At 59.5% G+C, this 15173-nt stretch carries 10 protein-coding genes, 1 tRNA gene and 1 pseudogene; 8 read left to right on the top strand and 4 right to left on the bottom strand.

Annotation, left to right across the window (positions count from 1 at the left end):
- Window positions 1–194: 194 nt before the first annotated feature.
- Window positions 195–605, bottom strand: a complete 411-nt coding sequence (locus BM416_RS20455) for a hypothetical protein (RefSeq protein ID WP_092489261.1) — start codon at window positions 603–605, stop codon at window positions 195–197.
- A 188-nt stretch (window positions 606–793) separates the two neighbouring features.
- Between BM416_RS20455 and BM416_RS20460 the strand changes: the two genes are divergently transcribed.
- The 7 genes and pseudogenes from BM416_RS20460 (at window position 794) to BM416_RS20490 (ending at window position 9577) form a co-directional block, all read left to right on the top strand.
- Window positions 794–869 (top strand) — tRNA-Thr (locus tag BM416_RS20460).
- Window positions 870–1052: 183 nt separating this feature from the next.
- Window positions 1053–1268, top strand: a pseudogene (locus BM416_RS30925) (CopG family ribbon-helix-helix protein); the annotation flags it as partial.
- 364 nt (window positions 1269–1632) lie between these two features.
- The gene (locus tag BM416_RS20470) at window positions 1633–2139 is read left to right on the top strand and encodes a sigma-70 family RNA polymerase sigma factor (RefSeq protein WP_092358685.1); all 507 of its coding nucleotides are present in this window, start codon (window positions 1633–1635) and stop codon (window positions 2137–2139) included.
- Complete coding sequence (locus BM416_RS20475; RefSeq protein WP_092489262.1) at window positions 2136–3098, top strand: FecR domain-containing protein; 963 nt, start codon at window positions 2136–2138, stop codon at window positions 3096–3098. The genes BM416_RS20470 and BM416_RS20475 overlap by 4 nt, the downstream gene beginning before the upstream one ends.
- Window positions 3099–3196: 98 nt before the next feature.
- The gene (locus tag BM416_RS20480) at window positions 3197–5620 is read left to right on the top strand and encodes a TonB-dependent siderophore receptor (protein WP_092489263.1); all 2424 of its coding nucleotides are present in this window, start codon (window positions 3197–3199) and stop codon (window positions 5618–5620) included.
- Between the two features lie 359 nt (window positions 5621–5979).
- Window positions 5980–7137 (top strand): AAA family ATPase, encoded by a 1158-nt coding sequence (locus BM416_RS20485; protein WP_092489264.1) that lies wholly within the window; start codon window positions 5980–5982, stop codon window positions 7135–7137.
- Between the two features lie 310 nt (window positions 7138–7447).
- Window positions 7448–9577 carry a M48 family metallopeptidase gene (locus BM416_RS20490; RefSeq protein WP_092489265.1) on the top strand — a complete coding sequence of 710 codons (2130 nt, stop codon included), beginning with the start codon at window positions 7448–7450 and terminating at the stop codon, window positions 9575–9577.
- A gap of 73 nt (window positions 9578–9650) precedes the next feature.
- Here the strand turns inward: BM416_RS20490 and BM416_RS20495 are convergent, their stop codons facing one another.
- On the bottom strand, window positions 9651–10967 hold the full coding sequence (locus tag BM416_RS20495) for an OprD family porin (protein ID WP_027605121.1): 1317 nt from the start codon (window positions 10965–10967) through the stop codon (window positions 9651–9653).
- A gap of 408 nt (window positions 10968–11375) precedes the next feature.
- On the opposite strand from BM416_RS20495, the gene BM416_RS20500 reads away from it, so the two are divergent.
- Window positions 11376–13448 carry a TonB-dependent receptor gene (locus tag BM416_RS20500; RefSeq protein ID WP_092489266.1) on the top strand — a complete coding sequence of 691 codons (2073 nt, stop codon included), beginning with the start codon at window positions 11376–11378 and terminating at the stop codon, window positions 13446–13448.
- 71 nt (window positions 13449–13519) lie between these two features.
- Here BM416_RS20500 and BM416_RS20505 read toward each other — a convergent pair whose 3' ends face one another.
- Complete coding sequence (locus BM416_RS20505; RefSeq protein ID WP_092489267.1) at window positions 13520–13735, bottom strand: hypothetical protein; 216 nt, start codon at window positions 13733–13735, stop codon at window positions 13520–13522.
- A 234-nt stretch (window positions 13736–13969) separates the two neighbouring features.
- Window positions 13970–15076: an agmatine deiminase gene (gene aguA / locus BM416_RS20510; protein WP_092489268.1), complete on the bottom strand. Its 1107-nt coding sequence runs from the start codon at window positions 15074–15076 to the stop codon at window positions 13970–13972.
- Window positions 15077–15173 lie beyond the last annotated feature (97 nt).

Raw genomic sequence — 15173 nt, forward strand, 5'->3', positions numbered from 1 at the left:
AATACGCAAACCGCGGCTGGATTCAAGGCAAAACCCACCCGGCGGTCGCCCGCGACGTCTATGCACAACTAAGCAAAACCCACGCCGCTGGACACTTCCTCGACCCTCAATGAACCCACCCATTGAACCAAGAGGATACCCAGCACGAGCGCAAACGCGTTGACCATCGTCAGCCTGCGGGCATTGGCTCAGGCTTATTGATGAACCCGCCGCTCGGTGAATTCATAATCACCCTGGCAATCGCTGGTGGGGTCCGCTGCCACGCTCACGTAATGCACGGTGTCCGGGTCCACCAGCTTATAGGTGTACACATCCGGCGAACGCACCCCATCGGTGCGCAACTCGTTCTTACCGTCGGCCGCCGACCACGACCCCTGCTCGGTCTGAATCACCTGCGTCTGCTGCGCATCGCGAAAGAAGGTAATGGTGAAACGGCCATCGGCCTTGAGGTGGTTGGTCCACGACAGGAACTGACAGTTGCCGGTTTCCGAACGCAGGCCTTTCCAGGTACCGACCAGCGCGGGGTCGTTGCCGGGCTTGGTAATGGAGCACGCGCTGAGAGCGGCGGCGAGGAGGATGAGGCACAGGGAGAGAGTCCGTTTCACGTGGGGCTTCCTTAGGCAGGGATGAATTCAAGATCGCACCGGCCAGACCGCCCGGCGACGAGGGAAGAATCCTACCCGTGCTTGCCGGAAAAAGGGGCGTTCGTGAAAAAAGCTCGGGTTCTGCAAAAATAGTCAGAATTCAGGGGTTTACAGAACGTTGCCAATCGCTATAATCGTCGCCCTAACACGCCGGTATAGCTCAGTTGGTAGAGCAACTGACTTGTAATCAGTAGGTCCCGGGTTCGACTCCTGGTGCCGGCACCATACAAAACAAAGCCCTCACAGAAATGTGAGGGCTTTGTTGTTTCTGGGTTGATACAACCCAGTCGCTCGCCTGTAAATCCTTCCCCAAACCGACAAACCGCTATTGGTGGCCGACTACCAGCCGAAGCATAACGTCCGCATACCATGTACACAGCGCATACAGAACACGTGTGGAACAACGTTATGGCAGCCTCTCCCGTTATGTCTTTCCGAGTAAAGCCCGAACTTGTCAGCGAGTTGGATCAACTGGCGCGGGCGACCGACCGAGATCGTCAATACCCCCCTGCAGCGGGCTTTGAGCCGCTACGTGACCGCTGAGTCCTGGCATTCAAAGCCGTGCAGGAGGGCATTGCAGATACTGATGCCGGCAACGCCACTGATTGGGAATTGAGGGAGGCAGCCGTCTTCCACATCTCAACAGCCTGGAAATGCTGGAGCATTTCCCCCATGCAGGGAAAGCGTCTCCAGTGCCCGATTGCCGGGAGCTGCTTATCACCGCGTATCCGTATCGAGCGACCTCTAGTTTGCAAGGTGACCGCGAAGCGCACCACAGCACCAAGCCCCGTAACTCGGGGCTTGGTGCTATTTGGCGTTTGAATGAATATCGGCAACTGCAAGAAAACAAACCCGGTCAGGGTAATTCAAAGGTCTTCAGGAATATGGACGTAGAATTCCACCCCATCAAACAGGTGTAAACACTGTACAACCATGCGCCCGATCAATACGATGAGAAGCATTATCATTCACGCAGTGCGAGCCTCACATGCAGGATGCCAGCCCAACATCGTCCGTCGAACAGTTGTACGAGAATCATCACGGCTGGCTGCAGGGCTGGCTAAACCGGCGGTTGGGGCACAGTGCCGACGCCGAGGATCTGGCCCACGACACGTTCATCCGTGTGCTGCGCGCCCCTCAGCAGGTGTGCGAGTTGCGCCAGCCCATGGCGTTTCTCGCGGCGATTGCCAATGGACTGCTGGTCAATCGCTGGCGCCGCCAGGAGATCGAGCGGGCTTATCTTGAAGCGTTGGCTGCTCGGCCCGAAGGGGGGGAATCGTCACCCGAGGACCGGTATCTGGTGATCGAAACCTTGTTGCAACTCGACTCGCTATTGATTGGGCTCTCTGAGCGCATACGACAGATTTTCTTCATGTCTCAGCTCGACGGCCTGACGTACCCGCAGATCGCTGCGCAGTTGGGTTTGACTGTGGCTCAAGTGCAACGGGCCATGGGCAAGGCATTCAGCGTTTGCTATGCGAGCCGTTTCGAATGAGGGCCGAGATTAATCCGCAGGTGCGCGATATTGCCATTGATTGGCTTGTCAGGACGCAGTCCGGGCTTATGAGTGCGCCTGATCTGGAAGCATTGCAGTGTTGGCGCGAGGCGAGCGATGAGCATGAGCAGGCCTGGCAGCGTGTCGCCAGCTTGCCGCTGTTGCAGCAGCCCGGAGCGAATCTTTTGCGCGATGCCACCGCGCGCAGGGCACTGGCGTCGGCGGGGCCGGACATGCAGAAACGTCGGCAGTTACTCAAGCGCCTGTTGGTCCTTGGTGCGGTTGGCACCGTTGCCTGGCAAGGCGCGGGGTCCACGCCAGTGCGCGCCGCGCTGGCGAGCCACCGCACAGGAACAGGCGAGCGTCACCAGTGGACCCTGGTTGATGGCAGCTCGCTATGGCTGAACACGGCCAGTGCGGTGAACCTGGGTTTTAATGACCAGGTGCGGCGCATCCAGATGATAGAGGGCGAGCTGGCCTTGAATGTGCGAGCAGAATCGCGCCCGCTGCAGTTGATCACGCCGGACGCGATCCTGCAGAGCCGCGATGCGCAGTTGCAAGTGCGCCATGACCGGCAGGGCACGCAGGTCACCGTCATGGGCGGCCAGGTGCAGGTGCACTCACGCGGCCAGCCAACGTCCTCTTCACTTGAGGCCGGATGGCAGGCACGGGTGGATCGCCTGGGTATCGGCGTACCGAGCCGCCCCGACCTGCTGGTCGCCCAGGCCTGGCTGCGCGGGATTCTGCCGGCGGATCGCCTGCGCCTGGATGCCTTGGTGGCGGAACTCTCGCGTTATCGTCCCGGTGTTTTACGTTGTCACGAGCAGGTCTCAGGGTTACGCCTCACGGGCAGTTTTTCGCTGGATGACACCGACGCAGCCTTGACCCTGGTAGCGCGCACGCTGCCGGTGCGAATCGAGCGCATGACGCGGTATTGGGTCTCGATCGTGCCCGCCTGAAATATTTTTTCCGCTGCACGATAGTTTTTTCGTACTCGCTTGGCCTATAGGGATCACCCACCCGCCAGAGGTGGGTCTTGACCCCTTAGGAGCCCCGTATGACTTCACCTTCCCGCGCCCTGCGTGCCCGTACGCTTGGACTGTTGTTGCTCAGCGTGCAACCGCTTTGCAGCCTTCCAGTCTTTGCCGCGGGTAGTTCGCAGCATTACAGCATCGACGCTGGCCCCCTGGATTCTGCGCTGTCACGTTTCGGCGCACAGGCGGGGATTACCATGGCGGGCAGCTCAACGCTGACGGCCGGCAAGAAAACCCAGGGGCTGCAAGGCGATTTCAGTACTGAGGCCGGCCTGGCGCAGCTCTTGCTCGGCTCGGGTCTGACCTATGAGCGCCAGGACGACGGTAGCCTGCTGCTGGTACCGAGCAACGGCGACGTGTTGGAGCTAGCGCCGACTGCGATCAGTGGCACCGCATACGACACCTCGTTGGGCCGCAACGATGGCCTGGTCGCCAGCCGGACCATGAGTGCCAACAAGACCGATACGTCGATCATGGAAACGCCGCAATCGATCAGCGTGGTCACCCGTAAGCAAATCGATACCCAGCAGCCGCAAAGCATCGGGCAGGTGCTGCGCTACACGGCGGGGGTCAATGGTGAAGCCAACGGTGTCGATACCCGGCGCGACACGATTAGTATTCGTGGCTTTGACGCGACGACTGGCGGTGGTATCTATCGCGATGGCCTGCGCCAGTACAGCTTTGCCAACCAGAGCCGTGCCGTGGGTGAAGTCTATGGGCTGGAGCGCGTGGAAGTACTGCGCGGACCATCGTCGGTGCTCTATGGTCAAAGCTCGCCGGGTGGCATGGTCAACGTGATCAGCAAGCGTCCCACCGATGAGCCGCTGCATGAACTGGTGGCGCAGGCAGGCAGTTTTGATCGCAAGCAATTGGCTGCGGACTTCGGCGGGCCGCTTAGCGATGACGGCGTCTTGACTTATCGCCTCACCGGGCTGTGGCGAGACAGCGGTACGCAAATCGACTACGCCCGTGATGACCGTCAATTCATCGCCCCGGCAATCAGTTGGCGCCCCTCGGACGACACCTCGCTGACGGTGCTGGCGTCCTTTCAAAAAGACCGCAATGTGCTGGGCTACTACGCGTTGCCACGGCTAGGCACCCTCGACAGCTCGCGTTACGGACGGATCGCTACGGATCGTTTTGTCGGCGACCCTGACTTCGACAAATATGATGTAGAACAGTGGTCACTGGGGTATCAGTTTGAACATCACCTCAATGATATCTGGACATTCCGCCAGAACGCCCGTTACAGCCGTTCCTACCAGGAACAGCGCACGATTTACCAATACGGCCTGGATGACGACCAACGCACCGTGGGCCGCTTCGGTTATCTGGGCCACGAAAAGGTGAAGAATGCACTGCTCGATAACCACTTCCAGGCCCAGTGGAACGCCGGCCGTTTCGAACATACAACGCTGGTCGGTATCGATTTGCAACACGCCAGTACCAACCAGTTGGGGGGTGGCAACGTGGTTGATCCCCTGGATGTGTATGCGCCGGTCTATCACCAGGATTACAGCGACCTGGACGCCTTTTACGACATCAACCAGCGTCGTCAGCTAGACCAGGCGGGTGTGTATCTCTCGGAACAGCTCAAGTTCGACGAACATTGGGTCTTCAACCTGGGCGGTCGCCAAGACTGGGCACGCTCGAAAACGGTCCATTACGCCACCGATACGGCGGCAGACCTCAAGCAGCGCGATCACGCCTTCACGTGGAGGACCGGTGTGATGTACCTGACAGACAACGGCCTGGCGCCCTACGCGAGCTATTCGGAGTCGTTTTTCCCTAACATCACGGCGGTGGCGCGTGACGGCAGTGCGTTCGAACCCGAAACCGGTCGCCAGTACGAAGTCGGGATCAAATTCCAGCCCAAGGGCAGTGACAGCTACGTGACCGTCTCGCTGTTCGACCTGACGCGGCAAAACGTACTGACTGCCGATCCTGCCAACAATCGTTTCTCGGTGGCGACCGGAGAAATCCAATCGCGCGGTATCGAACTGGAAAGCAAGGCGCAGGTGTCCGATGCTCTGGAGTTGATGGCCAACTACAGCTATTCACACCTTGAAATTACCCGCAGCAATACGGCCGATGAGAAAGGCAATCAACCTGGCAATACCCCTGAACAACTGGCCTCGCTCTGGTCGCAATACACCATTCAGGGCGGCGCGCTATCGGGCTTGGCGATAGGGGGAGGAGTACGCTATGTCGGCAAGAGCTATATCGACTCGCAAAACAGCGAAGGCATTCCCCACTACACGCTGTTTGACGCCAGCCTGAGCTACGACCTGGGCAAGCTGTCTTCATCCTATGCAGGGGCGAAGCTGGCGCTCAATGCGTCCAACCTGACCGACGAAACCTATGTCTCTCAGTGTGGTTACACCGGCGACAGCTGCAAATACGGGTATCGCCGAAATGTGACCGGGTCGGTGAGTTACAACTGGTAAGCACCACCTTGGCGACCGGATCGGCACGTAGCGCAATTGCCAGACAAAACCGCTTTCGTACTCGATATTTCAACAGCGTCGGCCGATAGAGGGCGTTGACAGCGGACTGCTTTCGGCAGCCTGCAGCCTGCTGCCACGGCAGCTTTTGGCGGATTCCTGCCTATTCTCTACGGAAGGGATGATCGACAACGTTCGAATTCAGGAGGTTTACCATATATTCATCCTCGATCATCCCCTCCACGCCTCACCTCCCCTCCTGTTGAATCACCTCTTTTCGCGCCAAAGCTCCGGATTTCATCCTTTATGCTAAATTATGTATTGGCAATAATTATGGCGTATCCATAAAAAGGGATAATTGCATGAGCAGCATATTTCAGCGCCCTGAACTGGCTGAATCGATGGCAAACCAGCTTCTCAATCCAGGCGTATTAGATGAAGGTCTACGCTCAGGTCTTTTTCTGTCTGGCCTGCGCCGTACAGGTAAAACGACCTTCCTGCGCAACGACCTTATCCCAGCCCTGGAAGCAGCAGGCGCCCTGGTGATTTACGTCGACCTATGGAGCGATACGCTGGCCAACCCGGCAACGCTCGTGCACAACGCCATCCACAAGACCCTGAAAGAACTGCAAACGCCGGGCTCTTCAATCCTGGAAACGCTCAAGCGAGTCAGCAATGTCGATCTGGGCGCAGCAGGATTCAAGTTCGGTTTCAAACTCGACAGCATCGGCAACGCCGACGGCCCCACATTAGCGCAAGCACTCGCAGAGGTCGTCGACCAAGCGAAGACCGATCTCGTGTTGATCATCGACGAGGTGCAACATGCCATTTCCTCCGACGATGGCAACCAACTGCTCCTGGCCCTCAAGGCTGCTCGTGATGCAATCAACCCGCGCCCGAATACGCCGGGCTACTTCCTCTTTATCGGCACAGGCTCCCACAGAGCCCAGGTAAGCGAGCTGACCGCCAAACGCAACCAAGCGTTTTCCGGCGCGACATCGGCCGCGTATCCACTGCTAAAGGGTGACTACGTTGAATTCCTGCTCAACCGACTGGCAATGACGGTGAAGAAGGAAAAGCTCCCCTCACTTGAAGCCGCCGTCGAAGCCTTCAATACCCTGGGCAATCGACCTGAGGAAATGCTCAAGGCATTGCGTCAGCTACTGCAACAGGGCGGTGATCCTGATCTTTTCCTCCCCGTGATTGCCAGCACCTTACGCTCAGCGGCGGCAAGTATTGAGCTTGAAAAAGTCGAACAACTGGGCAGCCTGGCTCAGGCGATTTTCAACAAGATCGCGGCTACGGAAGGCGATGCTCGGGGGATTTTCTCTACCGATGCAGCTGCGGAATATTCAAAGACGGTAGGTCGCGAAGTGCGGGTTGAAGAGATTCAACCCGTGGTGATTGCGCTGGTGGCGGAGAACATCATCATGCGGCGCGGGCATGGGATTTATGCGATTACGGATCAGTTTGTTCAGGAGATTTGGTTGGAGGAGCGGGCGTTGATTGAGGGGCGGTAGGGACAAGCAATAAATTTTCCACCTTAGTCACATGCTTGGACTTTGTAGGTCCGCTATTGATGATGTGGTGAAGGTGTTGGAGTCGCCTGGGAATACCGGGCTGTAAGTCGGGCTGTGAAGCGGCCCCAAAACCAGGCGCTTAGTTTTAACAGAAAAATCTCAGTGCCTTTATTGGGGCTGCTGCGCAGCCCGGCGCGGGGCAAGCCCGCCCACCACAGAGTTGTGTGCCCGCATTTGAGGGTGGTGTAGATACCCAGGGGCGTTTTTTTCGGTATAAACCTGAACACCCCTGCGTCGTGAACGGACTCCCATGAACGCCCTGAAACTGATCTGCCTTCTCATCGTTTTCCCGCTGTTGCTGGTCGCCCTCGGTGGCTGGGAGCGTCAGCGTGCTGACGAAACCACCACTGCGGTGGCCGATTACCACGTCACGGTGACTATCGCTAAACAGCAACTCCAGGCGCTGGCGGCGAAGGAGCCGACGGCGATGGTCGCCCTGGTCGATGAAAAAATCAGCGTGCAGATGGCCCTCTCGCGTCTGGAAAAAATCGAAGCCGAACTGCCCATTGCCCACCGCGTGAACCGTGCGATGCGGGTCCTGGCGCCGTGGGTGATGGGCTTGGGTCTGTTGGCGGCGTTGATTGGTGCGGCGGCATTGGCAGGTACGTACTGGGCCGGGCGGCGGGCACGGCACTCACGGGAGAGGTTATTGCAGGTGTTCTCCCTGGGCAGCCGCCTGTTGCCCTACGTGTTGGTGGGCCATGTGGTGGCGGTGGCGGCGGCCGTCGCGTTGGCGTTGAGTTTCGAAGGCTTGGCGATGTGGCATATCGGCCGGCTGGGCAGTGGCGAAGTCAAGCTGATGGCGGTGCTGGGGGTGGTCGCGGCGTTCTGTGTGTATTCGATCTGGCAGTTGCTCAGACAGCTGCGTCCTATGCTGGGGATGTTCAAGCCCGAGCCGCTGGAGATGTTCGGCCAGGTGGTGACGCCCGCGCTGGCTCCAGGGTTGTGGCGCCATGTGGACGAGTTGGCGGGTAGGCTCGGCGCGCTGCCACCGGACCACATCGTGGTGAGCCTGGCCCAGGGCTTTTACGTGACCTCCAGCGCGGCCACTGTGCAACCGGCGAATACTTTGCTGCAGGGGCGCACCTTGCATGTGCCGTTGCTGTATCTGGGCCTGCTGAGCCGTGAAGAAATCAGCGCGGTGATCGGCCATGAGCTGGCGCACTTTGTGGGGCAGGACACGGAATACAGCCTGCGCTTTTTGCCGATCTACGATGGGGTTAATCGCAGCCTGGAGGCGCTGTTGAACACGATGCTGGCCAGCGATTTTATCCAGGGACGGCTGATGCGGCCGTCGTTCATGTTCGGTGTGTTTTTCATGCAGCGCTTTGATGACGCGGTGAACCACTGGAGCCGTGAGCGCGAATTGCTGGCGGACGCTGCCGGCGCGCAGTTGGCGGGCCCTGCGGCGGCGGCTTCGGCGTTGTTGCGGGTGTCGGTGTTGCAGCTGCACGTTGAGGATGCCTTGTTGGCGTTGTGTGAAGCAGGCGCGGCTACCGATCTGCCCGACGCCGTATTCGCGAGCTTGCGTGAGTGTGAATTGCAACCATCAGCCGAAGCCCTGGAGATTCATCAACCCCATCCCACCGACTCCCACCCCTCCAACGGCGAACGCCTGCAGGCGCTGCACGTGCCACTGGACGATACCCTGCGCGGCGCCACCCGCGAGGTGGATAGCGACGTAGCGAATGCGCAGATGGATGCCTATTTCAGCGCCCCCCAGGCACTGCGCGAGCAGCTGTCTCGCGACGTGATGGATATGGCCGTGTCGGAGAACAGCGCGCACACCCAGCTGCTGGAAACCCTGGCCGCTTCGGCCGAGGGTGAGCGCAGCCTGCATGAAGGCGGCCGGTGGCGCGGGGGACTGATGGCCGTGTCGGGCCTGCCCTTTGTGCTGGCGGCCCTGTTTATCCTGGGTCGAGCCTGGCTGGCCCCGGAGCGTTTGAAAGGTACACCGCTGTCGGCAGTCGGTGCAGGCGCGTGCCTGGGCCTTATCGGGCTGGGCCTGCTGTGGCTGGGCATCCGTCGATTCAAGCGCGCGCCGCAGACCGCGTTGCGCCTGACACCGGAGCATTTTGTGTTCAATAACCTGGCGCAACCGCTGCCCATCGAACATATCGAGGAGATCACGTTGCAGTTTGTCCAGGGCATCTGGGTAACCGTCCAACTGACGCCCGAGGCGCCATTACCCGCAACGCGCAAGACCGCGTTCGGCGTACCCGGCGTGCGGATCAACAAGAAGAAACGCCAGGTGCTGCTGCTGATGGCACAGCTGTGTATCGACAATAAAAAGATCGAACCCTATGAGGGGTTGTCCTTGATGCTCGACTACAAGAATGCAGCGTTGGCGCGCAAGATTTTGCAGAGCCGCCAGGACTGATGCACACACATAAAAAAACCCCGAACCAGTCGGGGTTTTTTATCGCCTGGAATCAGGCGCGACGTGCGATCAGTTAGAAAACGTTGATCGGGTAGTCGGCGAACAGACGGATTTCGTTACCGCCTACGTTGTACTTGTCGGCATTGCTGGAAACGCGCAACCAGGACGCACGAGCACGCAGGCTCAGGTCTTTGGCCGGGCCGCTTTGGACGACGTATTTGAACTGGTTGAAGATCTCGCGCTCGGTGCCATTGCCACGGTTGGAACCGTCGTCAATGTTGGTGCCGCGCACGTAGGCCACGTTGTAGGTCAGGCCAGGCACGCCGAAGGTGCTGAAGTCCAGGCCGTAGCCGGCTTGCCAGGAGCGCTCGTCCTTGCCGTTGAAGTCGGACCAGTAGGAGTTGGCCAGCAGGATGGTGTTGCCGCCGTCGCCGATGCCGCCAGCGTTACGGTAGCCGCCGTACAGGTAGCCGGTGTCGCCCGTGCTGCGCTGGTGAGCGACGGTGAAGCTGTGCGGGCCGACAGCCCATGTGGCGCCCAGGCTCCAGATCTTGTTGTCGCGAGCGTCTTCGCTGCCTTGGTTTTCCAGGGCGAAGCTCTTGTCCAGCTTGGTTTTGTAGCCATTGAAGTCAAAGGTCAGCGACTGTTTCTCTGGCAGGGCCAGCACGTAGTTGACGTTGACGTATTGCTTCTTCAGCACGTCTTGCATGTCGGAGGCGTACAGCGCGGCCGACAGGTTTTCGGTGAATTTGTAGCTGCCACCGACGTAGTCGATGCTTTTCAGACGGCCGCTGTCGGTACCTTCGGCGCTCTTGCGCGCTTCCTTGGTGAAGTGACCGGCGTCGAGTTGCAGGCCGGCGATCTCTTTGGAGACGATCGACGTACCCGTGAACGTTTCGGACAGCAGACGGGAGTTGTCGTAGGCCAGGACCGGAACGTTAGGGAACTGATCACCGTACTTGAGCACCGTGTTGGAGACGCGGAACTTGACCGCTGCGCCGCCTTTGGCCAGGTCGTGTGGTGCCGAGCCAGGGTTTGCCGAGCCATCTGGGTTGGTGGTGCCATTACCCTGCTTGAAGAAGTCGATCCCCCCCGCGCCGGCGCGACCTTGGCCACCGTCCAGACGGATAGCATATTGGCCGATCACGTCCACACCCACACCGACGGTGCCTTGGGTGAAGCCGGACTCGAACTTGCCGATGAAGCCTTGGCCCCATTCGGCTTTGTCTTGCTTGCCGTTTTTGTAGTCGCGGCTGATGTAGGCGTTACGGGCTGCGATGTTCAGGTGGCTGTCTTCAACGAAACCCTTGGATTGCTCCTGGTCGTTTGCCATTGCTGTCGATGCGCTCAAAATCCCCAGAGCGATCAGACTCATCCGTTGCTTCAACATTTTTTGTATTCCTTATTACGGGTTGAGTACGCGCGATGACACCAGGCTCCATGTCGCTTTTCTGGTGTCGACTTTTCCGAAAAAAGAAGGCCCGCGGACGACTGAACATGCCGCGGGCCTTTTCTTATTGGATGAGTCATGGCTGTTAGCCACAGGCGTTGGGCGCAATCCTAGTCGCGCGTTGAACTATGTGTCAATTTCGTGAATCGTCTGTATTTAGGCGAAATAATTCTAAGCAAAGGCCTACTGCCTTTCTGAAAACGACCAGATTCTGTCTTTAACGACCCCTGAAACACATCTCGTAACATATTTCAAAGCCGATACGTTTGGTAATGGATAACGTGCGCAAATGCAAAGCATTACCATTAGCGTGCTTTTTCCTGCCAAACCCTTTGGATGCATTCCACCATGCCTTCCCTTCGCCTGACGCCCATGACCCTTGGGCTTTCTGTTCTGCTGTCTGCCGGTTTTGCCTGTGCCGCCACCACCTTGCCCGAAACCTCGATCAGCGCCGAAGCTGACGAAGACGACCCGCGCGTCAAGGAAACCAGCACCGCGACCCGCACCGCCACACCGGTACGGTATGTGCCCCAGGCCATCGACTCGGTGAAGACCGAAAGCCTGCGCTCCTACGGCACCAACGACCTGGGCCAGGCCTTGAGCGGCATCCCCAACGTCAGCAGCGGCGCCGACACGCGCTTCGACAGTTTGCGTATCCGTGGCTTCGACGCGAGCAATGACTTCTACCTCGACGGCATTCGCGACGACAGCCAGTACGTACGCGACCTGCACAACATCGAGCGCATCGAAGTGCTCAAAGGCCCGGCAGCCGTGCTTTACGGGCGAGGCGGCCAGGGCGGGATCGTCAATCGCGTGAGCAAACTGCCAACGGCCGGGCGCAAGTCGAGCATCGAGGCCCAGGGCGGCAGCAACGATTTGCGCAGTGTGTATGCCGACCTGAGCACCGACCCCACCGACAACATCAGCCTGCGTCTGAACATGGGCAACCAGGACAACAACAGCTTCCGCGACGGCGTCAGCGGCAATCGCCAACTGTTCGCGCCGTCCATGAGCTGGCAGCTCACACCGGATCTGAACTGGCTGGTGCAATACGAATACAGCCGCTACAACCGCACGCCGGATCGCGGCATCCCCGGCGTCAACGGCCGCCCCGCCGACGTCAGTCGCAGCACCACCTACGGCGACAGCCGCGATTACATCGACGACAAGACCCAGTCCCTGCGCTCCAAGCTGGCCTACGAACTCAACGACAACTGGCAACTGCGCCAGACCCTCGGCGTGTTCAAGCTCGACAGCGATTTCGACAACACCTACCAGACCGCCTATGTTGCCTCGACCAATCGGGTGACGCGCCAACGCTGGCAGCAAGACCTGACCACCCTCAACGTCTTCAACAACGTCGAGCTGGAAGGAGGCTTCAGCACCTTCGGCCTCGAACACCGCCTGCTCACCGGCGTGGAGCTGGGCAGCCAGCGCCGCGATCCAAAGCTGTACAGCGCCCCCGCCTCGGCCGTGCCAGCGCTGGACCTCAACCAGCCCAACCGTCACCTGAGCCACTCCGGGCGCATGAACGTATCGAGTAACAACCACACCGAAGTCGAAAGCCGCGCCCTGTATGTGCAAGACCAACTGCGCCTGAATGACCAGTGGCAAGTGCTGGCCGGCCTGCGTTACGACCGCTTCGAAGTAGACACCAAAAACAAACTGCTCAATACCCGACAAGACGTCAAAAGCCACAGCACCAGCCCGCGCTTTGGCCTGGTGTGGACGCCCCTGGAACACCACTCGTTCTATGCCTCGTGGAGCAAGACCTTCTCACCGGCCGGTGGCGGCCTGATCGGCATCACCCCGAACGCCGCCGGCAGCGTCAACGACCTGAGCCCCGAGCTGACCAAGCAAAAAGAGATCGGCGTGAAAAGCGACTGGCTCGACGATCGCCTGAGCACCACCCTGGCGGTGTACGAACTGGAACTCTACAACCGCCGCACCAGCGACCCGCTGGACCGCACCATTACCCTGCTCAGCGGCCTGCAGCGCTCGCGCGGCGTGGAGCTGACGGCCACCGGCAAGATCGTCGGCAACTGGTCTGTACGCGGTGGTGTCGGCCTGCAGGATGCCAAGGTCGAGAAGGACAACAACGGCTTTGAAGGCAAGCGCGTCAGCGACGTGGCCAAGCGCAATGCAAGCCTGTTTGTCACCTGGAAACCGGAGATGGGCTGGTACGCGGAAACCGGTTTGACCCTGGTCGGCGACCGTTATGCCGACAGCCTCAACACTGTAGTGCTACCGGGTTATGGCAGTTGGGATGCATTGGTCGGGTTCCGGCAGAAAGAGTGGGATGTGCGCGCGGCGCTGAACAACATCGCCGACAAGACCTACTACGAATCGGCGACCAGTGTGGCGCAGATTCAGCCGGGCGAGCCGCGTAACCTGGTGGTGACGGGCACTTATAGCTTCTAAACGTAAACCCCCTTCTTATGGCAGCTGCCGAGCGCAAGCGAGGCAGCTGCGATGAAGCCAAGGCTATTTCGTTAGTTACTCATCAACTCGCACAACGCGAGCATTTCGGCCTCGCTGAACAACCCCACCGGGTAGCGTTCACTCATCACACTGCGCAAATCCGGCTGCTGCCTGACTTGTCGCGAGCCGTTTTCCTTCAACCAGAGCCCCAGCGCATGGATCGCGTCACCGTCAACCCGCGAAGGGTGGAAGGTGCGCGTGTACATCGGGTTGATATTGGCATTCATTTCGGCGCTCTCTCCTGCTGCGTGAGCGGCTAACTTACTCAAGGTTTATGACAGAACTGTGCGGTCATCACCCTGGGACACTGGGGCAACACCGATACAAGAGCTATGCCAATGTCGCGTGTTTATAGGTGGGCGGACACAAAAAAGCCCACGACCGTGCTGGGCCGTGGGCTTGCTGTAGAGGCCGAAACCAAGGAGCGCCCGGCTGCCGGAAAGGCATTGTTACAACTGCACTCAGTTTTTATGCGGGGCCGGCTGTTGTTGGGTCAGGCAATGGATATTACCGCCACCCAGTAACAGTTCACGGCCCGGCACCATCACCACTTCGTGCTGCGGGAACAGGTTCTGCAAGATGGCCTTGGCTTCAGCGTCCAACGGGTCGTCGAAACTTGGCGCGATGATGCCGCCGTTGACGATCAGGAAGTTGACGTAGGAACCCGCCAACCGCACAGTCGGATTGCGTTCCTGTGTGCCGTCCACCGGGTCGACCCCTGCGCACTCTTCCTCAGTGGCATACAACGGCCCCGGGATCGGCATTTTATGCACTGTGAACGAGCGCCCCTGGGCGTCGGTGCTGCTTTGCAGGACGCCCATGGCGGCGTGGCAACGCGCGTAGTTCGGGTCTTGCGGGTCGTCGGTCCAGGCCAGCAATACTTCGCCCGGGCGCACGTAGCAGCAGAAGTTATCCACATGGCCGTCGGTTTCGTCGTTGAACAGGCCGTCCGGCAGCCAGATGATCTTATCCACAGCCAGGTTGGCGCTGAGCACCGCTTCGATTTCGGCACGGTCGAGGTGCGGATTACGGTTGCGATTGAGCAGGCACTCTTCGGTGGTGATCAGGGTGCCTTCGCCGTCGACGTGGATCGAGCCGCCTTCCAGCACGAAGCCCTCTGTGCGGTAACGCGGCGCGCGCTCGATTTCGAGGATCTTGCCGCCCACCTGCGAGTCGCGGTTCCACGGCGAGTACAGGCCACCGTCAAAACCGCCCCAGGCGTTGAAATCCCAGTTCACGCCGCGCACTTCGCCACGGTCGTTGATCACGAACGTCGGGCCGGTATCGCGCACCCAGGCGTCATCGCTGGACATTTCCACCACACGGATATTCGGCAGGTCCAGGCGGGCGCGGGCGTTTTCATACTGGCCGGCAGAAACCGCAACGGTCACCGGCTCAAAACGGGCGATGGCCTTGGCCACGGCCACATGAGCGGCCTGTGCGGGCTTGCCGCCCAGGCGCCAGTTGTCCGGGCGCTCCGGCCACACCATCCAGGTTTGGGTCTGTGGCGCCCATTCGGCGGGCATGTGGAAGCCATCGGCGCGGGGGGTGCTGTGCAGGGTGGTCATGGCGATCAGGACTCCGAATGGGGTAAAGGCCGACTTTATAACGGATAAAAATCGGCTTTAAAAGCGAACAAACAGCCTGGATGAAAAATATGATAGC

The sequence above is a fragment of the Pseudomonas sp. NFACC42-2 genome (genome assembly GCF_900116055.1).
Classification (GTDB): domain Bacteria; phylum Pseudomonadota; class Gammaproteobacteria; order Pseudomonadales; family Pseudomonadaceae; genus Aquipseudomonas; species Aquipseudomonas marginalis.